The organism is Ruegeria sp. Ofav3-42 (assembly GCF_022347725.1).
Lineage (GTDB): Bacteria > Pseudomonadota > Alphaproteobacteria > Rhodobacterales > Rhodobacteraceae > Ruegeria.
The window spans coordinates 99,211-124,878 of sequence record NZ_JAKRGB010000008.1 but is presented as its reverse complement, the minus strand read 5'-3'; the positions used below and the strand labels follow the sequence as shown (position 1 = coordinate 124,878).

Here is a 25,668-nt window from a genome sequence, read left to right as displayed (position 1 = left end):
CTTATTATTGTGGGAGTAGATTGGCCAGAAACTGGCCAACCGAAGTTTTATTTTGCATCATTTACTGCAAAGGGCTGGACCCTGAGGTGCCCTTTCCGTTATGTATGTCAGTTGGGGATGATCTCGATGTCGACCCGGCGGTTCTGTGCTTTCCCCTCGGGTGTCAGGTTCGAGGCGACCGGCCGGTTTTCACCCAGACCGATGGTCGAGAGTCGTGCTCCGCTTACGCCATTGGCCTGAAGAATATCAGCGACGGACTGCGCCCGGCGCTCAGACAGGCCCTGATTATACGCAGCATCGCCGTCGCTGTCGGTATGGCCGATGACCTGCACGTTCGAGTTCGGGTAATTCACCAGATTCTGCCCAACGCGGACAAGATCTGCGCGCAGCGCCGGACGTACTGTCGAGCTGTCGGTGTCAAAAGTGATGTCGTTTGGCACTGTGACAATCAGACGATCGCCCGCGTTTGTCACTGTGATACCTTGATTGGCCAGTTGCTGGCGCAACTCGGCGGCTTGCTTGTCAAGCTGATTGCCGATCAGACCGCCGCCTGCCGCACCAATCGCGCCCCCGGCCACTGCACCCAGAAGTGGGTTCGAATTGTTGGCAATCGCGCCGACACCTGCGCCGACCAAACCGCCCAGAATCGCGCCCTGCTTGGCATTCTGGTTGGGATCGGAGGGCAAGCTCAGCGTAGCGGGGTCCGTACAAGCCCCCAAAAACAGGGCCGAGCACAGCCCGGCGGAAAGAACACTCTTGGAAATCGTCATGGAATCACCTTCTGCTCAGGGCCCGTTCACCGGGTCCGCGTTGTTTGGTGCAGTTTATCACGCTGCACCTATGAAGGCTCAAGCAACAATCTGGTGAAATCGGCAAATACCCGCCGTTTACAGTGCGTCAGCGGTTTCGTTCCAGTGGTTCTGTTCCTGCCAGATTGCCCGCAGGGGCTCACCCTGCCCACAGAAGTGATCTTCGGTCAGCTCGCAGGCCCAGATTCGGTCCGTGCGAAAATGGCGAAACCCGTTCCGCAGCTCACACCAAGCGGCCAGCATGGTGCATTCTATGTGATAGATCAGAGCGACCGGCCTGACGATCCGTTCGCTTCGCTCGCCCTCGGCGTTGACGTAAGTGATACGTATCTTGCGCTCGGCCCGGATCGCCTCGCGATAATTCACGACCGGCACGCAACCCTTTGCCGGGTCATCCATCGGGGCACCCCAAGGGGCGACCTGCAGCCAATCGGCGGGCGCACGCAGCGCTTCGATCTTGCGACACACCCGGTCCGCCGCCTGTTGCAATGTACTGTCACCCGTACGGGCCAACATCGAAAGGCCGACCCATAGCGCCTCCACCTCTTCCGCATCGAAATTCAGCGGCGGCAGGTCGTATCCGCGCCGCATTAGGTATCCGACACCGGCCTCGCCCTCAATCGGGGTTCGTTGCGCCTGCAGCGCGGCGATATCCCGATAGACGGTCCGAGCCGACACCTCGAGCTTCTCCGCCAACGCCTCGGCCGTCACCGGTGCTTCGGCAGAGCGCAAGATCTGGATGATTTCAAACAGGCGGGTCGAGCGGCGCATTGGGTTCTCCGGTCATTCTGCTGACACTCTAGCACACCCCCCTGACAGGGTGGTGTCAGGAGTGATGCGCGATCTTTGGAAAAGAAACCAAAGGAGGTCGACCATGCCAAGCCGCGACAATCATGTGATGATGACCCTGCAACTGGATCGCTGGGCACAGGATCACACCCTGCGCGCCTTCGAGCTCGAGCGCGAAATCCTAGCTGCACGGGCCCACAAACCCGTACCCAGAAAACGGACCAAACGATTTTCGCTGGGGAACCTGAAAATGCTGTGGACCAGTACGGCCTGAGGTCAGAAATCAGCCGGGGCGCGGAATTTCATTGAAACTCCGCCCTCGGGCGTCTTCAGACGCAGTTCCTCGGAATGCAGCATCAGACGCGGGAAGTCGCGCGCTGCGCCCTCGGAATAGAAGGGGTCGCCCAGAATAGCGTGACCCAATGCCTTCATATGAACGCGAAGCTGATGTGACCGCCCTGTTTTTGGGAACAGTCGGACACGCGTCGTCTCACCCTCATGTTTGACAACCCGCCAATCGGTGACAGCCGGCTTGCCCGTCTCATGGCAGACCATCTGACGCGGGCGGTTGGGCCAATCCACGATCAACGGCAGATCGACGGTGCCGGTCTTTTGCTCGATACGTCCCCAGACACGGGCTACATAAGTCTTGCGAGTCTGTCGTTTCTCGAACTGCATGCTCAAATGCCGTTGCGCATGCGGATTCTGGGCGAATACCATAACGCCCGACGTATCCCGATCCAGCCGATGCACCAGCAACGCCTGCGGAAACGCCGCCTGTACCCGTGTCAGCAAACAATCGGCCAGATGCTCTCCCCTTCCCGGCACAGACAAAAGGCCCGACGGCTTGTTCACCACAATCATCTGCGCATCTTCATGCAGCACATCCAGCGGGGTTTTCGGGGGATCATAGGTCTCGCTCATGCGCGCCTGCCTATCGCACGGCGCGGCTTCCCGCAACGTCGGCCTTGCCTGAATGGATCAGCTCAGCAACTCTTTGGCCAAAGCGGAGGAGATACCATGCACCCCACAATCGAGCGCATGCAAGAAGTTGTTGCCAAAGGCGATGAAACCCTGATCCATGAATTGCTGGCCGAGGATGTGCGGTTTTCCCCGCCGACCTATTACAGCACCTGGACCGGTCGCGAACCGGTTGCGGCAGTGTTGGGTCATGTGGGCCAGGTATTCTCCGATTTCCGCTATCGCCGGATTATGGGCGAAGGCAGGGATTGGGCGCTTGAGTTTCAGTGCAAAGTCGGAGATCTGGATGCTGTTGGCGTCGATCTGATTGCGCTCAATGACGCAGGTCTGATCCAGGAATTCGAGGTTGTCATGCGCCCTTACAAAACCATTGGTGCCCTGCGCGAGGCGATGATGGCACGAGTGATGACCGACCCTCGATTTCTCGAGTTCAAAAACGCACTGAGTTAAACATGGCTGCCCCGATCTCTGTAGATCAAATCCTGCGTGTCCCATTGCTGCCGGTTCTGGCAGCACAGGCAGTCTCCGTGCGTCGCAACGCACAGCAATTGCCCGAACCGTCCGGCCCGCGCGAAGGGCGGGAAGGTCGCGGACCGCGTTTGCGCCTGTTGATCGCGGGCGACAGCTCAGCCGCCGGGGTTGGGGCCGGTACGCAACAACAGGCGCTATCCGGGTTTCTCGTGGCCCGACTGGCGCGGCACTACAGCGTCGAATGGCGGCTTGAGGCGGCAACTGGTCATACGACACAGGACACGATTGATCGGCTGGGTAAGCTCGAAGGCACGTTTGATGCCGCCGTGACGGCATTGGGTGTCAACGATGTTACACGTGCCGTGACACAGCAAAAGTTTACTGCGCGGCAGGCCCGTTTACTTGATCATCTGACGGGCAAATTGGGCGTGCGCCGCGTCGTGGTGACGGCTGTTCCACAAATGGACCGCTTTCCGGCGCTGCCTCAGCCTCTGGCATGGGTATTGGGACGTCAGGCGGCACGACTGGACCAAGGATTGCAGCAGGTCGCCGACGCATTTCCGCAGGTGCGCCATCTGCCTTTGGAATTGCCAGACGATCCGGCGCTGGCGGCTCCGGACGGGTATCACCCCAGCCCCAAAGCTTATCGTCTATGGGCCGAAGCAGCAGCCGACCTATTGCGTCAGGCCTGACGCCGCATCTGTCGGATCATCGGGATTGTGTAGACAATCAGAGCGGCCCAAATCAGCGGGAACGCGATCATGCGGCCCCGGTCGATATGTTCGCCAAAGACCGTAATCGCAGTTATGAAAATCATCGTCGGGGCGATGTATTGCAGAATGCCCATCGTCGACAACCGCACCAGCTTGGCGCCGTTGGCATAGACCAGCAGCGGAACGGCCGTGACCACACCGGCACAGGCCAGCAACATAGTGTCCCCGGCAGCCGCGCCGAAATGCCCGGTTCCTTTTGCGCCCAACCAGGTCACGTAGGCCAGAGCGGGAATCAACAGGATCAGAACCTCAAGCAGAAATCCCTGATTGGGACCGATGGGCAATGAGCGTTTGAAAAACGCATAAAAGCCCCAGCTGATCATCAGGCCCAGGGCCGCCCATGGCAGTCTTCCTGCCTCAACGATTAACACCAGCACACCCAGCGCGGCCAACCCGACCGCAACCATTTGCATCCGGTTCAGGGGTTCCCGCAACAGGATCGCCCCCAGCGCAATGCTGAACAGCGGATTGATGTAGTATCCCAGCGCTGCGTCCAGCGCATTGCCACTGGCGATAGCCCAGACATAAATAGCCCAGTTCACGGATATCAAGGCTGCCGTCAGGCAAGCCATACCCAGCATCCGCGGGTTGCGCAAAGCAGCCTTCAGGTCCCGCGTCCGCCCCAGCGCAACCAACAAAAGCCCGGCCACAGGTACGGACCAGATGATCCGGTGCGCCACAATTTCGACCGGCCCAATGTGCGCCATGGCCTTCATGTAAAGCGGCAGGAACCCCCACAGAACGTAGGCCGTGACCGCCAAGGCCAGACCCTTTGGCGTGTCCTCATTCCCGCGTGATGTTGTGACGTCTGCCATCATAAGTCTCCGGCTGATACCGTTTGTCTTTACGGCAGTTCAGACGGGTTTGAAAACTGCGAAAACCGTGAAGGGTCGCATCAAGAAAATTGATATGTTCAACAAAAAAAGGGGCGCCGAAGCGCCCCGTTCGTTGCTTGTCCGCGTTAAACCTTAACGCGTTCGGATTTCGGATCGTACATCGGCTTGAGCGAGGCTTCGGCTTTGACTTTGACACCGCACACGTCAATCTCATAGGTCGAGGCCAGAACGTCTGCCGCCTTTTCGCCTTCGCACGGGACGTAACCCAGACCGATCGCGCCGCCCAGCGTGTGGCCATAGTTGCCCGAGGACAGATAGCCCACGTACTCACCGTCCCGAATGATCGGTTCATTGTGGAACAGCAGCGGTTCCGGATCGGTCAGCTTGAACTGCACAAGACGGTTATGCGGTCCGCTTTCCTTGCGTGCGATCACAGCCTCTCGGCCGATGAAGTCGCTGCCTTTGTCGACCTTGACGGCAAAACCAAGCCCGGCATCGACGACGTGGTCCTCGCAAGTGATGTCGTGGCCAAAGTGGCGGAAGCCCTTTTCGATCCGGGCGCTGTCCATCATATGCATGCCGCACAGCTTCAGCCCCATGTCCTGCCCAGCCTCATGCAGGGTTTCGAACACGTGACCCGCCATGTCGGACGAGACGTAGATTTCCCAGCCAAGCTCACCCACATAGGTCACTCGATGGGCGCGGGCCAGGCCCATGCCGATCTCGATTTCCTGCGCGGTGCCAAACGGGTTGGTCGCGTTGGTGAAATCGTTGGGCGAGACTTTTTTGAGTAGCGCACGTGCATTCGGGCCCATGATGGCCAGAACGCCCTCGCCCGCCGTGACATCAGTGATGACGACGTTGAAGTTGCCTGCGTGGCGCTGCATCCATGTCTGGTCTGCCAGACGGGTCGCCGCCGGAGTGACCACCAGATAGGCGGTTTCGGTCAGGCGGGTGACGGTCACGTCCGCCTCGATGCCGCCGGCGCGGTTGAGGAACTGCGTGTAGACAATCTTGCCAATTGCCACCGAGTAATCGCCGCCACCGATATAGTTCATGAACGCTTCGGCATCAGGCCCGTCAACGCGGATTTTGCCGAAGGACGACATGTCGTACATACCAACATTCTCGCGCACGGCTTTATGTTCAGCAGCCGAGTTCTCGAACCAGTTCTGGCGTTTCCAGCTGTATTGATACTCCCGCTCCTGCCCTTCATTTGCGAACCAGTTGGCACGTTCCCAACCCGCCAGCTCGCCCATGACCGCACCTTGTTCCAAAAGGTGGTGGTGGAACGGAGTCCGACGCACGCCGCGCGCGGTGGCCTTTTGGCGATAGGGGAAGTGGTCGGCATACAACAGACCCAGCGTTTCTTTCGAACGTTCGAAAAGGTACTGCTTGTTGCCCTGGAACGGCTGCATTCGGCTGATGTCGACATCGCCCAGATCGAACGGTTTTTCACCGCTGTCCATCCATTCGGCCAGCGCCATACCAGCGCCGCCAGCGGACTGGATACCGATCGAGTTGAAGCCCGCTGCCACCCAAACATTGTCCATCTCGGGCGCGAGACCCAAATGATACGCGTCGTCGGGGGTGAAGGATTCCGGGCCGTTGAAGAAGGTGTGGATACCGGCCTCAGCCAGCAGCGGCACACGTTCTACAGCTTTTTCCAGGATCGGCTCGAAGTGGTCGAAATCTTCCTGCAGCTGGTCAAACTCGAACGTGTCCGGGATGCCATCCATTGCCCATGGCTTGGACTCCGGTTCGAATGCACCCAGCAGGATTTTGCCGGCATCTTCCTTGTAGTAGGCATATTCGTCCGGCACGCGCAGAACCGGCAGCTGTGTCATTCCGTCGATGTTCTCGGTCACGATATAGAAGTGTTCGCACGCGTGCAGCGGTACGTTCGTGCCCGCCATGCGGCCAACTTCATGCCCCCACATACCCGCGCAGTTCACCACCATGTCGCATTCGATATGCCCCGAGGCACTGCCGTCATCGGCAACCCAGTCAACGCCGGTCACCTTGCGGCCCTGTTTGACAATGTCGGTCACCTTCACGCGCTCTTTGACGATACCGCCGCGCTGACGTGCGCCTTTGGCCAGCGCCAGAGCGATGTTGGCCGGATCCCCCTGCCCGTCCAGCGGCAGGTACACAGCACCCTTTACACCTTCAAGGTTGATGTGCGGATACAGTTCCTGAACGCGTTCGCTCGAGATCTCTTCGACTTCGACACCAAATGCACGCGCCATGGCGGCTTGGCGATAGATCTCTTCCTTGCGCTCTTCCGACAAAGCGACGGTGATCGATCCGCAGCGCTTGAAACCCGTGGCCACGCCGGTTTCTTCCTCGAGCGAGCCATAAAGTTCCTGGCTGTACTTCGCCAGTTTGGTCATGTTCTTGGTCGCACGCAGCTGGGCGATCAGGCCCGCCGCATGCCAGGTGGTTCCGCTGGTCAGCTGCTTACGCTCCAGCAGCACCACGTCGTTCCAGCCCTTTTTCGTCAGGTGGTACGCCACCGAACAACCGATGACACCGCCACCGATGATGACAACACGGGCCTTATTTGGAAGATCAGCCATTCTCATGACTCCGCTTGATTAGATTTTGTCCAAAATGACACGAAGGAGCGACGCAGAATGCATGAAAAACGTCAGCTCAGTTGCAAAAATCAACGCTGTTTGACCTGCCGTTTTTCGCGTCTCAGAACAAAGGGCGTCACGCCAAAGAAGCTCTTGTAAACAGACGAGAATCCGTTTGGAAAACCACAGGCCAGACCGATTTCACGAACACTCATCGTCGTATTCAGCAGCAAATTATTGGCTTTGGCCAGTCGCATTTCACGATAGAACCCGTTGGGAGTGGTGCCGAAGTAATTCTTGAACTTCCGCTCCAGCGAACGATTCGACAGGCCCAAAACCTCAACGATTTCCTGAATCGGAAGCGGGTCTTCGATATTGGCCTGCATCAGCTTAATGCACTGGTCCAACTTCGCGTCGCCCGTGGCGGTGGTCTTCGACCCTGAAAACGGCTGTAACGACGAGAAATCCCTGATGTTCTCATGCAACATGATGTCGGCGACCGTCATTCTGGTTGGTCCGGAAATGTGGCGTCCGATCACGGCTAGCGCGACATCGGTTGTCGCCTCCATCCCGGCGCAGGTCACCACCGCGCCCTGTTCCGTGGCAATCGAAAGTTTGGCCTCGAACTGAGCGCGGCGTTCGCGCAGGAAGGACGCATTTTCCCAGTGGGTCGACATGTCCTCGGTTCCTTGCTCGTCGATATAGCGGCTTGCTGCCTCGGACAGCAAAAAGACCTGCGCACCGCGGAAGGTGTAATCCGATACCACACGCCCTAGCGACAGATCGGGGTGATCAGGGTCGGAATTGCCGATTACGAACAGGTAATCCGCATTGGGCTGCGTCGGAATGCGCTCGGTCTGGATCGTGGCTTCACTGCTGCTGTCGATTGGGCCGCCTCTGAGCGAACGGTATGTGTAGGTAAAAGGGGGGCTTGGGCAAACGCGGTTCGCCAGCCGCAGCACCTCGACCAAAGATGCCAGTTCCAGCAGCACATAGCCCGGCGCAACGACGATGTCGAAATGGCGCTGAGCGTTGACCAGTGTTTTCTTTGAGGTCGTCGTCATCGTATTCCCTTCAGACGATCCGGTGCCCCGCCGCGCGCAGGCTATTGGCAAGGGCTTCGATATGATCCGGGCCTACCTCGCAACAGCCGCCGACAATCGTCGCCCCCTGTTCAACCCACCCCATGGCATGATCGGCATATTTTTGAGGTCCGAGGTCGTGCCGTTGTTCCAAAGCGTCAACAGTTGGCGCGTCTTTAAGAAAGTCCTGCGAAATTTCTGCAAACCCGTTGGCATAGGCCCCAAAAGGCCGACCCATCGTGGCCAGGTCATCCAGGGCTGCCGGAACGGCCTCGGGGCGCGAACAGTTTATCAGAACCGCGTCTGGATTGAACCGGTCTACCAGTGGCGCAATATCCCAAAGCGGCTCACCCGATCGCAGGCGCGTTCCGTCGTCGTCCATCACCGTAAGTGCTAGCCAAACAGGTTTGCCCGCCTCTGACGTGCCAAGCAGGGCGCCTTCGGCCTCCTGCACCGATGAAACGGTTTCGATCAGAAACAGATCGACGTCGTTGGCCATGAGGCGAACGATTTCAGCGAACTTCACGGCCGCCTGTTGCGCATCAGGTTTCAGGTCGGGCCGGTAAGACGCCAGCAACGGACCAATCGCACCGGCAACACGCCCCGGGCCGCCGCCCCGAGCCCGGCGAGCCTGCGACACCGCGACACCAATCAGGTCAGCCAGTTGATCCTGCAACCCCACACGTTCCAGCCGCGACCGGTGAACAGCGTAGGTGTTTGTGGTTGCGATCGTTGCGCCCCGGCGGAAATAGTCGGCGTGAACGTCCCTTACCAGATCCGGGTAGTCGATCATCACGCGCGTTGACCACAACGGCGTCGCTTTGTCCCCGCTGCGTTTGACCAGTTCCTGCCCGATCGAGCCATCCAGAAGCGTGATATCCGCCATGTGCCAACCTCCTTATGGAATCAGAACGAGTTTCCCCGGCAGCGCCTTGGACTGGAAATCCTCCTGCGCTTTGGCGATGTCTCTTAGTGGATAGGTTTTGGAAACCAAAGGTTTGATGCGACCTGCATTCATCATCTCGACAAGGCGGCCAAAGACTTCGAACGCCTGATGGGTACAACCGTGTATCGTGATGTCGCGCAAGTAGATTTCTCGCAGGTCCGCTTCAACCATTGGCCCGGCGATTGCTCCCGAAACAGCGTAATGCCCGCCCGGCTTCAGCGCCCGGATCAGGCCCGGCCACGCCGGACCACCAACAACGTCAATAACGATGTCGAAAGTGCCTTCCGGCAACGGTGCATCGCGTTCAAAGGTGTCAAAAGCACCCTGCGCTTTGACCACCTCTGCCTTCGCGGCCCCCGTGACGCCCCAAACCGTCGCACCGCGCAGTGACGCCAGTTGCACCGCAGCAAGACCCACGCCGCCTGAGGCCCCAGTGATCAGAACTTTGTGCCCGGCGGTTACTCCGGCACGGGTCAACAGGTTCTCTGCGGTTCCGAATGCACAGGGGATGGCGGCGACCTCAACGTCTGACAGCGGCGACGCTGAGACGTCGTATAAGTCATCCGCCGAGACCAAACAGTATTGCGCAAAAGCTCCGTCGATTTCCGAACCTAGCGCGATAAATCCCGTCGGGTTGCCTGGGCGCGGGCGCGGCAAATTGATCGGGCATGTCACGCGTTGCCCAGCCGTAAAGCCGGACTCAGGCCCGACCAATTCGACATAGCCGCACAGATCGCCGCCCTGAATGCGCGGGAAAGAAAGTGCACCACCCCAGCCGCCAGCATCGACATCCTGATCGACGTCATCCGTGGCACTGGTCACGTCCGAGGAGTACCAGCCGATCCTCGTGTTGATGTCGGTGTTGTTCACTCCCGCCGCCGCAACCCGAACCAACACCTGGCCCGGGCCAGGTGTTGGGACCGGTATGTCCTCACGCCATTCCAGCGCCTCGGGGCCGCCATGGCGGGTCAGGTAAACGCCGGACATGGTTGCAGAAACAGCCATCAGCACCCTTTCAGTTCTGATCTTCCGGATGGGCTGGAATCGGCCCCATCGGCACAATGTCATAGCGCGCGTTCAACTCGGCCATCTTCGCTTCATCTGCGAAATCAGCTTCGGTCATTGTCGCCAGTTCGGCCAGAAATCCATCGAACCCCGAAGGTTGGAAAATCATCAACATTCTGGCCGGGGTACCATCGGCCACCCGGCATGCATGAGGCACTCCGGGCGGTACGTGCATCGTTGTGCCGGGCACGCAGCGGTGCCAGTCGCCATCAACGTAAAAATCCACCGCGCCTTCCAGAAAATAGAAGGTCTCGGCGTGGCTATCATGGCGATGAAGGCCAAGCGCAAAGCTGGCCTTCAGATTGTCTTCCATGAGCGTGTATGCGCCATCCGTGTCCTGACCGGAAACCTTCACAAAGGTGTGGTCGTTTTCCCAGTCATAGTTGGGACCCTCATCGGATCCCAATTTGGCGTATCGTTTGCTCATGGCGTTCTCCGGCAGAGGTTAAGCGCGCAACCGCTCGTTCTCGGGATCCCAGAGCGGCTGATCCTGCTCTACCACAGCGCGGCACTTTTGGCCGTAGATTTCGACCTCAAGCTCAGTGCCGGGATTGGCAAGCTCGGCCTTGATCATGCCCAGCGCGATGGATTTGCCAACGCGGTAACCCCAAGCGCCCGAGGTGGTCTCGCCCACGATCTGATCGCCCTGCCAGATGCAGGACATATACGGCGCGTCGCAATCGCCCGCATCCACGGTCAGCGTGACAAACGACTTCTTCACGCCCTGCTGTTTTTCGTTCAGGATCGCGGCCTTGCCGGGGAAGTCCTGTGGCTTGTCCAGTTTGACGAACCGTTCCAATCCGCCTTCGAGCAGCGAGTAGTCGGTCGACAGGTCACCCTTCCACGCGCGGTAACCCTTTTCAATCCGCAGTGAGTTCAGCGCATACATCCCAAAGGGCTTGGCACCGGCATCGGTGATCGCGTCATAGATCGCAGGCATATGCTCGTTCAGGGCATGCACTTCCCATCCCAGCTCACCGGCGAATGAGACACGGATCAGGTAGGCGGGCTGGCCTGCAACGGTGGCGGACTGATGGGTCAGCCACCCCGAGGTCAGATCGGCATCCGTCATTGTCGACAGGATCTCGCGCGATTTCGGGCCGGTGACGATCAGCGTATCGCGTGTCGTGGTGACATCCTCAACCGACACGCTGGCGGGCATGGCGTTCATCAGGATATCCCGGTCATGCCATTGCGCGGTTGCGGCGGTGATCATGAGGAACTCATCCTCACCCAAACGGATGCAGGACATCTCGGTCAGAATGCGACCACGGTCGTCAGAGATATAGATGAGGTTCATCCGGCCGACCTTTGGCAACCCACCGGTTGCGAGGCCGCGCAGCGCCTCAGCGGCGCCCTCTCCCTTGACCATGAAGCGCGAGAAGCCTGGCAGATCTAGTACGCCACAATGGTCTCGCACGGCCTCGCATTCTTCTTGGATCCGCTGCTCCCACGGGCCGGACCGACCCCAGGTATGGGTGGCCTCAAGCGATGTGTCATCGCCCGGCTTCGCGAACCAGTTGGCCCGCTCCCATCCGTTATAGGCACCCATCACGCCGCCCAGCGCTTTGACCTTGTCATGCACCGGCGACAGTTTCTTGTCGCGCGCTGCTGGCCATTCATGATGGGGGAAGTGCATGGCGTATTCGTTACCATAAACCTCCAGACCTTTCTGGTTGCAGTATTCCTGATCTGTGTAGTCGGTGTAGCGGCGCGGATCGACGGCCCACATATCCCACTCGGTCGCGCCATCGACGATCCATTCGGCCAGCACCTTGCCTGCACCACCACCCTGAGCGATACCGAAGGTGAATGTGTGGGCCTCAAACGCGTTTTTCACACCGGGCATCGGACCGATCAGCGGCAGCCCGTCCGGCGCATAGGGGATCGGGCCGTTGATCACACGGCCAACACCCGAAGTTGCCATCAGCGGAACCCGCTCCATCGCGTCGGTAACGATGTCTTCGATGCGGTCGAGATCGTCATTCCACAGTTGGAAGCTGAAATCCTCGGGCATCGGGTCGTCTTCGGTCATCCAATGGCCCTTGCAGTTGGGCTCATAGGGGCCAAGGTTGAAGCCGTGCTTCTCCTGCCGCAGGTAGTAAGAGATATCCACGTCTCTCAGCAGAGGCAGTTTCTTGCCACCGTTTTCCTTAGACCACGCTTCAACTTCGGGGATCTCATCGGTCAGCAGGTACTGGTGGCTCATCACCATCGCGGGAACGGTACGGCCGCCGAACGGCTTGAACCACTCACCCACACGCTGCGCATAGTAGCCGGCGGCATTGACCACGTAATCGCAGGCGATATCGCCCTGATCTGTGTGAACGGTCCAGGTGCCATCGTCGTGCTGGGTCACACCTGTCGCCGGGCAGAAACGGATGATCTTCTGCCCCATGTCGCGGGCACCCTTGGCCAGCGCCTGTGTCAGCTGTGCCGGGTCAATATCGCCGTCGGTCGGGTCATATAGCACGCCCTCAAGATCGTGCGTTTCCAGGAATGGATAGCGTTCCTTGGCCTCTTCCGGGGTCCACATCTCCATCGGGATGCCCTGATACAGGCCCATCGACATCGCCCGCTCGAACTCCTGCATCCGTTCCTTGCTGTGCGCCAGACGGATCGAGCCGGACTGGTGATAGTTCATCGGGTAATCAACTTCTTCGCCCAGCCGTGCGTACAGCTCGGTCGAGTACCGCTGCATATTCATGATCGCCCAAGAGGTCGAGAAAGTCGGAACGTTACCCGCCGCGTGCCATGTCGAGCCTGCGGTCAGTTCGTTCTTTTCCAGCAGAACGCAGTCGGTCCAGCCTTTCTTGGCCAGATGGTACAGCGAGGAAGCCCCCACCACACCGCCACCGATAACAACCACGCGGGCTTTTGTCGGAAAATCGCTCATTGGTTTTGATCCTTGTTACTGTGCCCGTTGGGGCAGATCGTCCGTGATATCGTAGTAATCGCCCTTGTCGGCGACAAAGATGTGCTTCGAGAGCTTTAGACCCGTGGGCTCGCTGAACGCGCCCATGGAAATTGAAATCGTGTCTTCGTCATTGTGCTGCCAGAAGAGGAATGAACCGCATGAACGGCAGAAACCGCGACGGGCTGTGTCCGAGGTTCGGAACCAGGTCAGCGTGTCGCTTGCGGTAAAGCTCAGGTTGTCCTGATGCGTCCAGGTCGAGGCCCAGATATGGCCGGATTGCTTGCGGCACTGGCCACAATGACAGGCGGACGGCGGCGACAGCGCTCCGTCAATCGTGAACGCCACCGCGCCGCAGAGGCAAGATCCGTTGTACATTTGACTACCCCCTTGCTTCGGGCGTGGAGCTGGCACCCAGCAACACGCCATAGATGATGAAACAGGCGGCCATGACACGACGCACCCAAGTGTTGAAAACCGCTCCCAGTGCAGCCTTGCCCATCAGCGCGCCCAGCAGGGTGAACCCGGTATAGGTGAGCGTAGTGATGATCAGCGCCGTTGGCATGATGACGACCATCTGCTGCCAGATCGGAACATCAGGCTGCACAAACTGGGAAAAGGCGGCGAGGTACCCTGCCACGCTTTTAGGATTGATCGTCGCGACCGCCAGTGCGTGCAGATACACATGGCGCGCAGGGCGTTCGCTGATCGGGGCCGGCCGCGTGGCATTCATCCAGCCGCGGACGCCAACCCAGATCAGGAACCCGGCGCCCACCAGTTTGGCGATAAAGAACCCGGTCGGCGATGCGGCGATCAGAGCTGTGACGCCCAGCGCTGACAGGATCAGAAAAGCGCTGGCCTGTGTCAGGATCGCCAGGACCCCGAGCATTGCTTTGGGAAAAGGCAGGCTCATCCCGTTTGAAATGCAATTTACCGCATTCGGACCCGGCGTGGTGACGAACACCAACCAGAACAGAGCGAATATGGTCCAGGCCTCAAAGCTCATCAGTACACCGGCGGCGCAATGACCCAGATCGCCACGGCGGGCTCATCATAGGGGTTCGCCCACTGATAGGGTTCATGTTTGATCCGAAAGCTATCGCCGGGACCGACCAGAAACTGGCGGCCTCCGATTTTCAGCTCCAACCGGCCCGACACCATGTACCCGACCTCTTGCGTGGGCCGGTGGGCAGGGGTTTGCATTTTTGAGCGTGGTTTGAACGTCGAATGCACCATCTCGAAATCGTCAGTCAGATCAGGCGACAGCAGCTCTTCGATCAAGCCTTCCTCGCCCGAGCCCATGGGGCGGCGCGTACCAGCGCGTACAACATAGCCCTGTTCGTCTGCCGGCGCCGAGGAATGGGCGAACAGCATCGACATCGGCACGCCCAGACATTCGGCAATCTGGCGCAGATCTGAAATCGAGGGGTCGGACATGTCGCGCTCGACCTGGCTGAGCCAGCCAACGGAACGACCCAGACGCGCTGCAATCTCGGTCAACGTCAACCCACGCGCTTTGCGCAAAGCCCGAAGATCGGCTCCGAGGGTGGCGCTGTGCGGGGCTTGACTGTTCACTGAACGCTCCGGGGTTTTCGTGAAATTTTCTCCTCGTTTTTCACGATGCATTGATTCTGTGAAAAAACCAAGGATTTTTTCACTTGGGTGTGGCGCTCAGTTTGGCTATCCATCGGATATGTGGATTGCGGTGATATACCTGTGGGTCATTAACGGCCTGACATTGCTTGTTTTTGGCTGGGACAAGCTGCGTGCGGGTCGCCGAAAACGGCGCGTCCCCGAGCGGAAACTGTTGTGGCTTGCCGTGCTGGGAGGCAGTCCCGGCGCGGTTCTGGGGCGTTGGATGTTCAGGCACAAAACGCGCAAGCGCCTGTTTTCATATTACCTTTTCGGAATATTAGGGGCTCAATTTGTGTTGGCCTATGCGCTGATCACTCAAACCTTGCCCGGCCTAAAGTGACGGAATATTTCCGCGATAGATAACACACTAACCAATTTGAAAACTGTCTGTTACAATCCGACTGGATCTTAAAGCAAAGATTTCTTTCGCATTAGCAAAGGGTTGTATGAAAAATGGACAACGGCATCGGTTTCTTCGACATAATGTGGTCGATCTTCTGGCTATTCCTGATGGTGGCCTGGTTCTGGGTGATGATATCGGTTGTTGCCGACGTCTTTCGCTCAAAGGACCTGAGCGGGGGCGGCAAAGCGGTTTGGATCGCTTTTGTGATTCTGATCCCATGGCTAGGCGTTCTGGCCTATCTGATCCTCCGTGGCGACCGGATGCATCAGCACAATGTCGAGGCCATGGAACAGATCGAAAAGGCGCAAAAGGACTACATCCGATCAGTTGCGACCGTGTCAGCGGCGGACGAGTTGGAACGCCTCGCCGCGCTCAAGGAAAAAGGTGTTTTGACAGACGAGGAGTTTGCAGCGCAAAAGGCCAAACTGCTTGGCTCCTGACAGTTTAGCGTATCAAAAAAGTATGGCCGGCGCACGCCCCGGCCATTTCTATTTTGCGAAAACGCTGGTCAGAATTTCACTTAGCTGGCCCGCATCCGCTTCGGTGAAGGCATCGGGCTGGTCGCTGTCGATATCGAATACCGCAATCACCTCGCCTGCAGCGTTGCGTACAGGCAAAACCAATTCGGACCGCGTAGAAGATGCACAGGCAATATGACCTGGGAACGCATCTACATCCGGCACAAGCTGCACATCACCCATACGCGCGGCCGCACCGCATACACCCCGTTCGAACGGGATCACCAGGCAACCGTGCCCACCCTGATAGGGGCCGATTTTCAACACGCCGGGTTCCGTGACCCGGTAGAAACCCGTCCAGTCGAACCGATCGTCGGCATGATGCACCTCGCAGGCGATTGTGGCCATCAAGGCCACGTCATCGGATTCTCCCTCGGTCAGGGCCGCAATGGTTTTGGCAAGTGTTTCGTAATCGGCGGTCATGGTCGCACCCTTGGCAGAAGTCTGCGCCGGAGTATTTGGAAAAAGGTGATGCGTCAAACGCGTTCGATGGCTATGGCCGTACCTTCACCGCCACCGATGCAGATTGCAGCCACGCCGCGTTTCAGGTTTCGCTTTTCCAATGCGTTCAGCAGAGTCACCATGATACGCGCGCCCGATGCGCCGATTGGGTGCCCCAGCGCGCAGGCCCCGCCGTTCACGTTGACGATGTCACGGGATAAACCCATCTCATGCATGAAGGCCATAGGCACTACTGCGAAAGCTTCGTTAACCTCCCACAGATCGACGTCATCTTTCGACCATCCGATATTGGCCAGCAGTTTTTGCGCGGCCGGAACAGGTGCTGTCGTGAACAGGCCCGGAGCCTGCGCGTGGCTGGCGTGACCGACAATTCGTGCGCGAACAGTCAGGCCCTGCGCTTCGGCAGCATCCTCGGACGCCAGAACCAAAGCGGCGGCCCCGTCCGAGATCGAGGACGAATTCGCCGCCGTTACCGTACCATCCTTTCGAAACGCCGGTTTCAGGGTCGGGATTTTCTCAGGCCGTGCCGAAAGCGGTTGTTCGTCTGCGGTCTGCGTGACCTCGCCTTTACGGGTTCGAACCGCGACTGGTGTAATCTCATCCGCGAAAGCACCGTTTTCTTGCGCAGCCAGCGCGTTCGACAACGAGCGGAGCGCGTATTCATCCTGGGCGTCACGCGTGAACTGGAAGGCTTCGGCGCAATCCTCGGCGAATGTGCCCATCAGGCGGCCTTTGTCATAGGCATCTTCGAGACCGTCCAGAAACATGTGATCCATTGCTTGCGCATGTCCCAGCCGCGCACCGTCGCGCATTTTGGGCAGCAGGTAGGGCGCGTTCGTCATGCTCTCCATCCCGCCCGCGATCATAGTGTCCGCATGACCCAGAGCGATTTGATCATAGGCCATCATAGCCGCCTTCATGCCCGAACCGCACATCTTGTTGAGCGTTGTGGCAGGCACCTCTTCGCCCAGCCCAGCCGCAAAACCGGCCTGGCGTGCGGGTGCCTGTCCCTGCCCCGCAGGCAGGACACAACCCATCAAGACTTCGTCGACAGTTGCTGCACCTGAACCCTCTAACGCTGCTTTGATCGCAACTCCGCCCAGATCGGCAGCCGTCACCGTGTCAAACATCCCCTGAAATCCTCCCATCGGAGTACGCGCCGCACCGGCGATAACGACTTGTTTCATCTGGATGCTCCTCTTCTTTTCCCAAGAGATGGATACCGAATGGTAAGAATTGCCGTCTAGCGTATTTCTACGAGTTATTTTCAGTTTAGAGAACCGTCACGCATGGCCCTTACCAGTACAACAAAAGACGCAACCCAAATCATCAAAGTGCATTCCGACCGGATCGATGCCGCAATGGCCATTCAGTTCAAGGAAGACATGCGCAACGAAGCTGAAGGCGGTGCGGAACGCGTGGTGCTGGACCTTTCGGGTGTCGAATTCATCGACTCAAGTGGTTTGGGGGCCATCGTTGCCTCGATGAAACAGCTTGGCAGTGACCGAAGGCTTGACCTGGCAGGGCTGCACCCCTTTGTCGAAAAGGTCTTTCGGCTGACCCGCATGGATACGGTTTTCAAACTCTATCCGACTTTGGACGACGCTTTGGCCCCGTCGGCCAAGTGAATTCACTAACTGAATAGGCGCGATGCCCATGTGTAATCGGAACAGCCTGGATCTTAGCTTTGCCGCAACCGAGGCAGAGGCCAGTGCGGGCATCGCCCAGCTCAGCATAGGTCTGGAGGCGCAAGGTTTGCCGCCGCACAAGGCAGCCGACGTGAAAATCGCCTTGGCCGAGGCCATCAACAATGTGGTGGAACATGCCTATGCGGGCATCACCCCCGCCAAGGTCCAAGTGCATTGCCGGCTACACCAAAACTGGCTGGACATCCTGATCTCCGACACAGGCAATCCGCTGCCGGGGTTTCGCGTGCCAGAAGGCGTTCCGGCCCCTCTGGGATCGTCGATAGACGAGTTGCCCGAAGGCGGGTTTGGCTGGTTCCTGATTCATGAATTAACGAGTGACATACGTTACGAGCGCAGCGACGGCTGTAACAGGTTGTCGCTGCGGTTCGACTTCCCAAGGCACACGATATGACCCAAAATGGTCACATTAAGGCCCAGAACGCACCATTGCTGCGCCGCAAACAACGGGCAAAAAGATAACCGTAGCTCAGATAGCTTCCCTCGGCGCCACGTGTCACAGCCCCCACCCAGTGAACGGCGCCGAGGAACTTCTCCTTGATGTGACTGGACAATACTTGACCGCGCGATACCTTCGGCGCGTTCAAAAGGGGAAGGCAAAGCTATGCGGGATTTTCACACTCCGGGTCGGTCCGAAGTCTTGGCAACCGAGGGAATGTGCGCCACATCGCATCCTCTTGCTGCGCAGGTTGCGTTGAACGTCCTTACTCAAGGCGGAAATGCGATGGACGCAGCGATTGCCGGCGCTGTTCTGCTGGGTATCTGCGAACCCCAGATGACCGGGATCGGCGGTGACTGCTTTGTTCTGTTCAACCGCGCCGGTGAAGACCAAATCCGCGCCCTGAATGGGTCTGGCCGCGCTCCGGCGGCCGCAGATCCGGAAGAACTGCGGGCAAAGGGGCTGAACGCTGTACCCCTGAACACTCCGGACGCCGTAACCATCCCTGGCGCCATTGATGCGTTTTGCCATTTGGCTGAAACGGAAGGCAAACTGGGCCTGGAGGCTATTTTGCAGCCTGCTATTCACTATGCCGAAGCGGGGGTTCCAGTCGCAACCCGGGTCGCGTTCGATTGGAAAATCGGCGCGGAAACGTTGCAGGGTGCGGCGCGCGCGCACTACTTGTTCGGAGGCAAAGCTCCGGACGTTGGGCAGACATTTCGCGCGCCCGGTCAGGCCGAAGTCTTGCGGCAGATCGCGCGCAATGGGCGAGACGCGTTTTACTCCGGCGAAATCGCTCAGGACATGATCGACGCGCTGGTCGCGAATGGCGGCGTACATACGGCAGAAGATTTTCTGGCAGCCAAGTGCACCGAAACCCTACCCATTAGAGGCGCCTACAATGGGGTCGACCTTGTCGAGCATCCACCAAATGGCCAGGGCGCTACGGCGATCCTGCTTCTCAACATATTAAAAAACTTCGATCTTACACGCCTTGATCCGTTTGGCGCCGAACTCATTCACCTCGAAGCCGAAGCGTCAAAGCTTGCCTATGACGCGCGCAACCGGTTCATTGCAGACCCGGATCACACCACGCACGCTGAAAAGTTCCTCGATCAGACGGTGGCGGATAGGCTCGCGGCCTTGATTGACCCCAAACGCGCCATGCCCGCAGCGGCCCCATTAACCGAGTCTGTTCACAAGGATACGGTCTATATCACGGTCGTCGACCGGGACCGGATGGCAGTTTCGCTAATCTATTCAATCTTTCACAGCTTTGGGTCCGGAATTGCGTCGGAAAAATACGGAATTCTGCTTCAGAACCGGGGCTCGGGCTTCAACCTGCAGCCCGGCCACCCAAACGAGTTTGGACCGGGCAAGCGCCCGATGCACACGATCATTCCCGGACTGCTCAAGCAAGATGGTCGTGTGCTGATGCCATTCGGCGTGATGGGCGGCGCGTTTCAACCAACAGGACACGCGCGCCTGCTGTCCAACCTCACGGATCACGGACTGGGATTGCAGGCCAGCATAGACGCACCTCGGGCCTTCGCTGATGGGGGTGTCCTAAAGCTGGAACGCGGAATTGCGCCCAGCACATCGCAACAATTGTCTGATTTGGGGCACAACGTTCAAGTCCCGGAAACACCGTTAGGTGGTGCCCAGGCAATCCGAATCCATGGAGACGGCGTTCTGGAGGGGGCAAGTGACCCCCGAAAAGATGGTTGTGCGCTTGGGTACTGACGGCCAAAGCGGCGCGTCAAAAAATCAGTTCAAATTAAAGTGCAGCGGGTACGCGCCATTCTCGAAAGGACCGAACATGTCAGGAATATCAGGGTGCTCAACCGGTTCCCCGGATTGGTCTGCAACCAGATTTTGTTCTGAAACATAAGCCACATAGAAGGATTGGTCGTTCTCTGCGAGCAGATGATAAAACGGCTGATCCTTAATGGGGCGACTGTCCTCGGGAATGGCCTGATACCACTCTTCAGTGTTGGAAAATTCAGGGTCCACGTCAAAAATCACCCCTCGGAAGGGATGTTTCTTATGGCGGACCACCTGACCCAGGCGGTACTTGGCATGTGTCTTCAACATTTCTCAGCCCCCAGAGATCTTACTACCTCTTTCCGGCCCGGAATGCCAATCATTGATCCGAAATTAAAGGAAACAGTCTGTGAACCTCTTACTGACAGTGTTCGAAATCGTGGCACCGGTCTTTCTTTTGGCGGGCATAGGGTTCACCTGGGTCAAGCTTGGATTTGAGTACCGGCTGGAGTTCGTAACACGCCTTGCCGTGACCCTTGCCGTACCTAGTCTGATATTTGTCGCGCTCATGCAGACCGAGATTCCGGCAGGCGAACTGACCCGTTTCACACTGGCCGCAATCGCGGGGCATGTCGGTCTTGCGGTGGCCTTCGGTGTTTTCGTTCGGTTCAGTGGCTTGGACCGCAGAACATACCTCGCGCCGCTGATCTTTGGGAATACCGGCAATCTGGGCTTGCCTTTGTGTATTTTCGCATTTGGCCAGGCCGGTTTGGGCTTTGCGGTCATTTTTCTGGCTATTACCGCTCTGTTTTCTTTCACTTATGGCATCTACCTGGTCGCCGGACGGGGCGCTTTTGGAAAGGTCGCCCGCGAGCCGATGGTTTGGGCAACCCTGCTTGGCGCCCTGTTTCTGTGGCAGGGCTGGGAAACACCCCTGTTTTTGACCAACACGCTTGAATTGCTTGGCCAAATGGCGATCCCGATGATGCTGATCACAGTTGGAGTCGCAATCGCGCGGCTAACAACGCGCAAACTGGGTCAGGCCATCTGGTTATCTGTTCTGAAATTGCTTGTCTGCTTTGTGCTGGGATGGGTAATCGCGCGAGGCTTTGATCTGGATATGATCGCATTCGGCGTTCTGGTTCTGCAGATGTGTACGCCGGTCGCTGTCACTTCGTACCTGCTGGCCGAGCGATTTGATGCCGATGCGGACGCCGTTGCCGGTATGGTCATGGTCTCGACCGTGCTTTCCGTGGCGGCATTGCCTCTAATTCTAGCTATTGTTCTGTAACGATTGTGATTTCCTAAAAGCTCAATCTGCGTTAGAATAAAGAAAAAAGGCACGAGGCACATGAGCAGAATTCTTTTCGTACTCTTCGGGGTGCTGCTTCTGGCATCCTGTGGTGGCGGGTCCAAACAGCCACCAAGCAGATTGAATGACGCGTGCAGCATTGCGCGCGAACGGCCCGACTATATCAAAGCGTTCAAAAGCACCGAACGGAAGTGGGGTGTACCCATTCACGTCCAGATGGCGACGATCTATCAGGAAAGCCGCTATAAGCATGACGCGCGCACGCCGCACAAGTATGTGCTGGGCGTGATCCCGATGGGGCGGCAAAGCAGTGCATATGGTTTCAGCCAGGCGCTGGACGGCACTTGGGATGAATACCAAAAAGAAACGGGCAAACGTCGCGCCAAGCGGGACCGCATTCGCGACGCGTCAGATTTTATCGGCTGGTACATGAACAAAAGCAATAAGCGGAACGGCATTCACCTCAGCGATACGCGCAACCAGTATTTGGCCTATCACGAGGGGCACACGGGCTACGCCCGTGGCAGCCACTACGGCAAAACCTGGCTGCTCAACGTCGCCAACGATGTGGATGCGCGCGCCAAACTGTATCAGGCACAATTGGCCAGCTGCCGTTACTGAAAAACCAGCGGGTCAGCGATTGCTTGACCCGCTTCTTTTCGAACTTGAAAACAAACTGTTGTTTAGGTTTCCGCCTGTTTTCAACTGGCCCAGCAGCACGGTTGTCTGGCTGCCTGCATTGTCGTGAATAACCCATTTGCGCAGCTCAACCGGATCGCCGGTGAACATCAGCTCAATCCGTCCTGATTCAGGGTTTTTCGGGTCCTGCGCCGTGACGACCGTGGCGGTGCCGTCGAATTCGTGCCCGACAACCATATTGGCTTGTCCAAGGTTGACGTTCCGCGCCAGCACAAGCGACAACGGCGTCCGTTTCAGCGGGTACTGCTCGGGCGGTTGGTTCGATTTTGGGTCGAAAACCTGCACTGTACCAGCGCGCGCCAGAACAACTGCGCTGTTGGGCGGATCGTATTCGAACCGCATCTTACCGGGCCGCTCAATCCACAGCTTTCCGGTGCTGAGCGAGCCGTCATCGTTGACTTGCGTGAACGTGGTCTCAACGGTTTTGAGGCCGTTCAGGTAGTTGGAGATTTGCGACAGCGGCAGCTTATCAGCCGCCCAGGCCGCAGGTGCGGCCAGTGTCAGGACAAGGGCAAATGCAATCTGTTTCATGTGACATCAGATAAGCGCTTTGCCCTTGTTATTAAATATCCTACTGCTCGGGGACGAGGATTTCCCGCTTACCGACGTGATTGGCCGACGAAACAACACCTTCGTCCTCCATTTGCTCAACAAGTCGCGCAGCTTTGTTATAGCCAATGGCAAGTTTCCGCTGGATGTATGAAGTCGAGCATTTGCGATCCTTGATCACAATCGCCACGGCCTGATCGTACAGCGCGTCCTCGCCGTTGGTGTTGCCACCGGTGTTCAGGCCCAGAACGGCGTCGATATTGTCGGCCTTCTCCTCGGCGGGGCCATCGACGACACCGCTCATGTAGTCTGGCGGGCCGAACTGTTTCAGGTGATTGACGATTTCCTCGACCTCTTCGTCCGAGACAAAGGGCCCGTGGCAGCGAGTGATCTTGGCCCCACCGGCCATGTAGAGCATATCGCCCTGCCCCAGCAGCTGTTCGGCACCCATTTCGCCAAGGATAGTGCGGCTGTCGACTTTCGACGTCACCTGGAACGAAATCCGCGTCGGGAAGTTCGCCTTGATCGTACCCGTAATCACGTCGACGGAGGGGCGCTGCGTGGCCATGATCAGGTGGATGCCCGAGGCACGTGCCATTTGCGCCAGACGCTGGATGCAGGCCTCAATTTCTTTACCTGCAACCATCATCAGGTCGGCCATCTCGTCAACGATGACGACGATATAGGGCATCGCTTCAGGCGCGAATTCCTCGGTCTCGAACGTCGGCTCGCCGGTTTCGTCATCGAATCCAGTCTGGACTGTGCGGCTGAACATCTCGCCTTTGGCCAGCGCGTCCTTTACCCGGCCATTGTAGCCCGCGATGTTACGGACGCCCATCTTGGACATTTTGCGATAGCGGTCTTCCATCTCACCCACGACCCATTTCAGGGCCACGACCGCCTTTTTCGGGTCAGTCACAACGGGCGACAGCAAGTGCGGGATGCCGTCATAAACAGACAGTTCCAGCATTTTGGGATCGATCATGATCAGGCGGCATTCATCCGGCGTCAGCTTGTACAACAGCGACAGGATCATTGTGTTGATCGCCACCGATTTACCGGACCCGGTCGTACCCGCGATCAGCAGGTGAGGCATCTTGGCCAAGTTTGCCACGACGGACTCACCGCCAATATCCTTGCCCAAGGCCAGCGGCAGCGCATGGTTGCCATCGCCGAAGTCGCGGCTGGCGAGGATTTCGCGCAGAACCACCATCTCGCGGTTTTCATTCGGCAATTCGATACCAATCACGGACCTTCCGGGCAGGGTCGAAACCCGCGCCGACAGCGCCGACATGGACCGCGCGATATCGTCCGCCAGACCGATCACGCGGCTGGCCTTCAAACCCGGCGCCGGTTCCAGTTCATACATGGTGACAACCGGGCCGGGGCGGACGCTGACGATCTCACCTTTTACACCGTAATCATCCAGCACGTTTTCCAGCATCCGCGCGTTTTCCTCCAGCGCCTCGTCACTGAGGTGGTGGCGTTGAATGCTGGCAGGGTTTGACAACAGGTTCAGTGGCGGCAATTCGAAATCGGAGTGCCGTTCCTCGAAAGACAGCGCAGGCTGCGCCTCGGCCTGAGCGCGGCGCGAGGGCGGCGGGGTCCGGCGCACGGGTTGCGCCACCACCGGTTTGCGCGGCTCGGCCACCGGAATTTTCATCGCGGGGCGCGACTGAGGCGCGGGTTCGGGCTGGGGTGCATCCTCGAACACGGCCTCATCTTCGAAATCCGGCTCAGGCGCAAAGTCCTGATGCAGCGGCTCTTGTTGCCACTCGGGCGCGGGCTCTGCCGTCAGCATCGGTTCAGGCGGCAGACCGGCAGACGTCATCGGCGGCTCGGGCGGCAGCTCTTCCCCACCTCTGGGGTTCAGGATCAGCGGGTCGGGGCCACGGCCACGGCCTTTGGTCAGCGGCAGGTTTGGGTCAGTTTCCGGTGCCATCTCGCCAATAGCCACCTTGCGATTTCGCACGGCGGCGGAAATCTTGGAGCGAATGCGATCCTCTCCCGGCATTTCATCAAATCCGGCAACAGGTTCGGGATCGACCAGTTCAGGTTCGGGCATCGGTTCGGGTCGGCGGATCAGGCTGGGCATTCGCGCCAGCAGACCGGTCTTGGCGGGTTCGGGTTCGTCAAACTCCGGTTCTTCAAACACCGGATCAGCATGTGCCAATTCGTCGTCAAACATGGCGTCAGCGGCTTCGGCGCGGGCAGCTTTGCGTTCCTCCCACTGAGCACGACGGTCCCGGGCGGCTTGCGCCGTCGCTGAGGCACTGCGGCCCAGCAGATTCATCAGCATGTCGTAAGACATCACGAGACCCAGCAGGAAGGCCCGCAGCCCTTTGCGGACATCCGTTTTGGTGAAGCCCAACACAAAGACGCCCAGCGCCAGCATCCCGGCCGCCATCGCCAGTGACATTAGCTTGACCATGAAATGCGACGAAATTGGCAGCAGTGTCAGCAAAGCACCCATCACGGTGTCACCAAACAGACCACCCAGACCAAAACTATGGGTTGCACGCCATGCCTCACCCGGCACCAAAGTTGCTGCGTAAACTGAGACGACCGCAATCCAGATCGGGGCAAAGATCAGGCGGGCCACCGCGCGTTCCTCGCCGAAATGTCCGGCAAATCGCACACCCCAGCCGATCAGCACCAGCGCGATGCTCCAGCTGCCCCATCCAACAATCATGAACAGCGGTGCAGCGATCGAAGCGCCAATTCGCCCCATCCAATTCTGCACCGGCGCGTCGGTCGAAACCATCCAGTTCGGATCGTCCGGCGTGTAGGACCAGATCATCGCGGCCGACGCCAGCCCCAGCAGGATCAATGCGATCCCGATTAGTTCCTTGCTGCGCCGCTCGATGGCGGCCTGAGTCGTGCTGTCCAGCAATGGATCGCGGTTGCGCGCGTTATATGATGCCATTTTGCCCTCG

At 58.4% G+C, this 25,668-nt stretch carries 28 protein-coding genes; 10 read left to right on the top strand and 18 right to left on the bottom strand.

All coding sequences use genetic code 11. The annotated features are described in order from the left end of the window. Positions 1-107: 107 nt before the first annotated feature. Together MHN28_RS13555 and MHN28_RS13550 are read right to left on the bottom strand one after the other, a co-directional pair. The gene (locus MHN28_RS13555) at positions 108-770 is read right to left on the bottom strand and encodes an OmpA family protein (RefSeq protein ID WP_239340966.1); all 663 of its coding nucleotides are present in this window, start codon (positions 768-770) and stop codon (positions 108-110) included. Positions 771-887: 117 nt separating this feature from the next. Continuing rightward, the gene (locus MHN28_RS13550) at positions 888-1,580 is read right to left on the bottom strand and encodes a YafY family protein (protein ID WP_239340947.1); all 693 of its coding nucleotides are present in this window, start codon (positions 1,578-1,580) and stop codon (positions 888-890) included. 103 nt (positions 1,581-1,683) lie between these two features. Here MHN28_RS13550 and MHN28_RS13545 point away from each other — a divergent pair, with 103 nt between their 5' ends. Further along, the gene (locus MHN28_RS13545; protein ID WP_239340944.1) at positions 1,684-1,872 is read left to right on the top strand and encodes a hypothetical protein; all 189 of its coding nucleotides are present in this window, start codon (positions 1,684-1,686) and stop codon (positions 1,870-1,872) included. Positions 1,873-1,874: 2 nt separating this feature from the next. Here the strand turns inward: MHN28_RS13545 and MHN28_RS13540 are convergent, their stop codons facing one another. Next, positions 1,875-2,522 (bottom strand): RluA family pseudouridine synthase, encoded by a 648-nt coding sequence (locus MHN28_RS13540; protein WP_239340941.1) that lies wholly within the window; start codon positions 2,520-2,522, stop codon positions 1,875-1,877. 96 nt (positions 2,523-2,618) lie between these two features. On the opposite strand from MHN28_RS13540, the gene MHN28_RS13535 reads away from it, so the two are divergent. Next, positions 2,619-3,029, top strand: a complete 411-nt coding sequence (locus MHN28_RS13535) for a nuclear transport factor 2 family protein (protein ID WP_239340938.1) — start codon at positions 2,619-2,621, stop codon at positions 3,027-3,029. A 2-nt stretch (positions 3,030-3,031) separates the two neighbouring features. Further along, positions 3,032-3,742: an SGNH/GDSL hydrolase family protein gene (locus MHN28_RS13530; protein ID WP_239340935.1), complete on the top strand. Its 711-nt coding sequence runs from the start codon at positions 3,032-3,034 to the stop codon at positions 3,740-3,742. On the opposite strand, the gene rarD is transcribed toward MHN28_RS13530, so the two are convergent. The 10 genes from rarD to MHN28_RS13480 all read right to left on the bottom strand — a co-directional run bounded on the left by rarD (position 3,733) and on the right by MHN28_RS13480 (position 14,820). Then, positions 3,733-4,638, bottom strand: a complete 906-nt coding sequence (rarD, locus tag MHN28_RS13525; protein ID WP_239340932.1) for an EamA family transporter RarD — start codon at positions 4,636-4,638, stop codon at positions 3,733-3,735. The genes MHN28_RS13530 and rarD overlap by 10 nt on opposite strands. A gap of 146 nt (positions 4,639-4,784) precedes the next feature. Beyond that, entirely contained in the window at positions 4,785-7,238 is a 2,454-nt protein-coding gene (locus tag MHN28_RS13520; protein WP_239340929.1) for an FAD-dependent oxidoreductase, read from the bottom strand. A gap of 89 nt (positions 7,239-7,327) precedes the next feature. Continuing rightward, a complete protein-coding gene (locus MHN28_RS13515) occupies positions 7,328-8,302 on the bottom strand; it encodes a GlxA family transcriptional regulator (protein ID WP_239340926.1) in 975 nt (324 codons plus the stop codon). Positions 8,303-8,312: 10 nt separating this feature from the next. Continuing rightward, positions 8,313-9,206 (bottom strand): homocysteine S-methyltransferase family protein, encoded by an 894-nt coding sequence (locus MHN28_RS13510; protein WP_239340923.1) that lies wholly within the window; start codon positions 9,204-9,206, stop codon positions 8,313-8,315. A gap of 12 nt (positions 9,207-9,218) precedes the next feature. Next, positions 9,219-10,271, bottom strand: coding sequence for an alcohol dehydrogenase family protein (locus MHN28_RS13505; RefSeq protein ID WP_239340920.1), 1,053 nt, complete (start codon positions 10,269-10,271; stop codon positions 9,219-9,221). 10 nt (positions 10,272-10,281) lie between these two features. Continuing rightward, positions 10,282-10,758 (bottom strand): cupin domain-containing protein, encoded by a 477-nt coding sequence (locus MHN28_RS13500; RefSeq protein ID WP_239340917.1) that lies wholly within the window; start codon positions 10,756-10,758, stop codon positions 10,282-10,284. Positions 10,759-10,776: 18 nt separating this feature from the next. Further along, entirely contained in the window at positions 10,777-13,227 is a 2,451-nt protein-coding gene (locus MHN28_RS13495; RefSeq protein ID WP_239340914.1) for an FAD-dependent oxidoreductase, read from the bottom strand. Positions 13,228-13,242: 15 nt separating this feature from the next. Further along, positions 13,243-13,623, bottom strand: a complete 381-nt coding sequence (locus tag MHN28_RS13490) for a GFA family protein (RefSeq protein WP_239340911.1) — start codon at positions 13,621-13,623, stop codon at positions 13,243-13,245. A 4-nt stretch (positions 13,624-13,627) separates the two neighbouring features. Next, positions 13,628-14,251, bottom strand: a complete 624-nt coding sequence (locus MHN28_RS13485; protein WP_239340908.1) for a LysE family translocator — start codon at positions 14,249-14,251, stop codon at positions 13,628-13,630. Further along, positions 14,251-14,820, bottom strand: coding sequence for an XRE family transcriptional regulator (locus MHN28_RS13480; RefSeq protein ID WP_239340904.1), 570 nt, complete (start codon positions 14,818-14,820; stop codon positions 14,251-14,253). Before MHN28_RS13480 ends, MHN28_RS13485 begins: the two co-directional genes overlap by 1 nt. A 58-nt stretch (positions 14,821-14,878) precedes the next feature. On the opposite strand from MHN28_RS13480, the gene MHN28_RS13475 reads away from it, so the two are divergent. Next, entirely contained in the window at positions 14,879-15,220 is a 342-nt protein-coding gene (locus MHN28_RS13475; protein WP_239340901.1) for a DUF1294 domain-containing protein, read from the top strand. A 113-nt stretch (positions 15,221-15,333) separates the two neighbouring features. Continuing rightward, positions 15,334-15,723, top strand: a complete 390-nt coding sequence (locus MHN28_RS13470) for an SHOCT domain-containing protein (RefSeq protein ID WP_239340898.1) — start codon at positions 15,334-15,336, stop codon at positions 15,721-15,723. Between the two features lie 48 nt (positions 15,724-15,771). Here MHN28_RS13470 and MHN28_RS13465 read toward each other — a convergent pair whose 3' ends face one another. Next, positions 15,772-16,224 carry a GAF domain-containing protein gene (locus MHN28_RS13465; RefSeq protein ID WP_239340895.1) on the bottom strand — a complete coding sequence of 151 codons (453 nt, stop codon included), beginning with the start codon at positions 16,222-16,224 and terminating at the stop codon, positions 15,772-15,774. Between the two features lie 53 nt (positions 16,225-16,277). Further along, positions 16,278-17,450, bottom strand: a complete 1,173-nt coding sequence (locus MHN28_RS13460) for an acetyl-CoA C-acyltransferase (RefSeq protein ID WP_239340892.1) — start codon at positions 17,448-17,450, stop codon at positions 16,278-16,280. Between the two features lie 102 nt (positions 17,451-17,552). Between MHN28_RS13460 and MHN28_RS13455 the strand changes: the two genes are divergently transcribed. From MHN28_RS13455 to MHN28_RS13445, 3 genes are all read left to right on the top strand, one after another. Next, entirely contained in the window at positions 17,553-17,891 is a 339-nt protein-coding gene (locus MHN28_RS13455; RefSeq protein WP_239340889.1) for an STAS domain-containing protein, read from the top strand. A 28-nt stretch (positions 17,892-17,919) separates the two neighbouring features. After that, positions 17,920-18,363, top strand: coding sequence for an ATP-binding protein (locus MHN28_RS13450; protein WP_239340887.1), 444 nt, complete (start codon positions 17,920-17,922; stop codon positions 18,361-18,363). 210 nt (positions 18,364-18,573) lie between these two features. Further along, positions 18,574-20,151 carry a gamma-glutamyltransferase family protein gene (locus MHN28_RS13445; RefSeq protein ID WP_239340879.1) on the top strand — a complete coding sequence of 526 codons (1,578 nt, stop codon included), beginning with the start codon at positions 18,574-18,576 and terminating at the stop codon, positions 20,149-20,151. 24 nt (positions 20,152-20,175) lie between these two features. On the opposite strand, the gene hspQ is transcribed toward MHN28_RS13445, so the two are convergent. Then, positions 20,176-20,502 carry a heat shock protein HspQ gene (gene hspQ, locus MHN28_RS13440; RefSeq protein ID WP_239340877.1) on the bottom strand — a complete coding sequence of 109 codons (327 nt, stop codon included), beginning with the start codon at positions 20,500-20,502 and terminating at the stop codon, positions 20,176-20,178. Positions 20,503-20,581: 79 nt separating this feature from the next. Here hspQ and MHN28_RS13435 point away from each other — a divergent pair, with 79 nt between their 5' ends. Both MHN28_RS13435 and MHN28_RS13430 read left to right on the top strand, forming a co-directional pair. Then, positions 20,582-21,463 carry an AEC family transporter gene (locus MHN28_RS13435; RefSeq protein ID WP_239340866.1) on the top strand — a complete coding sequence of 294 codons (882 nt, stop codon included), beginning with the start codon at positions 20,582-20,584 and terminating at the stop codon, positions 21,461-21,463. Between the two features lie 60 nt (positions 21,464-21,523). Then, complete coding sequence (locus tag MHN28_RS13430) at positions 21,524-22,105, top strand: lytic transglycosylase (RefSeq protein ID WP_239340856.1); 582 nt, start codon at positions 21,524-21,526, stop codon at positions 22,103-22,105. Positions 22,106-22,117: 12 nt separating this feature from the next. Here the strand turns inward: MHN28_RS13430 and MHN28_RS13425 are convergent, their stop codons facing one another. Both MHN28_RS13425 and MHN28_RS13420 read right to left on the bottom strand, forming a co-directional pair. Next, complete coding sequence (locus MHN28_RS13425; protein WP_239340854.1) at positions 22,118-22,714, bottom strand: outer membrane lipoprotein carrier protein LolA; 597 nt, start codon at positions 22,712-22,714, stop codon at positions 22,118-22,120. Between the two features lie 40 nt (positions 22,715-22,754). Continuing rightward, complete coding sequence (locus MHN28_RS13420; RefSeq protein WP_239340851.1) at positions 22,755-25,658, bottom strand: DNA translocase FtsK; 2,904 nt, start codon at positions 25,656-25,658, stop codon at positions 22,755-22,757. Positions 25,659-25,668: the final 10 nt, after the last annotated feature.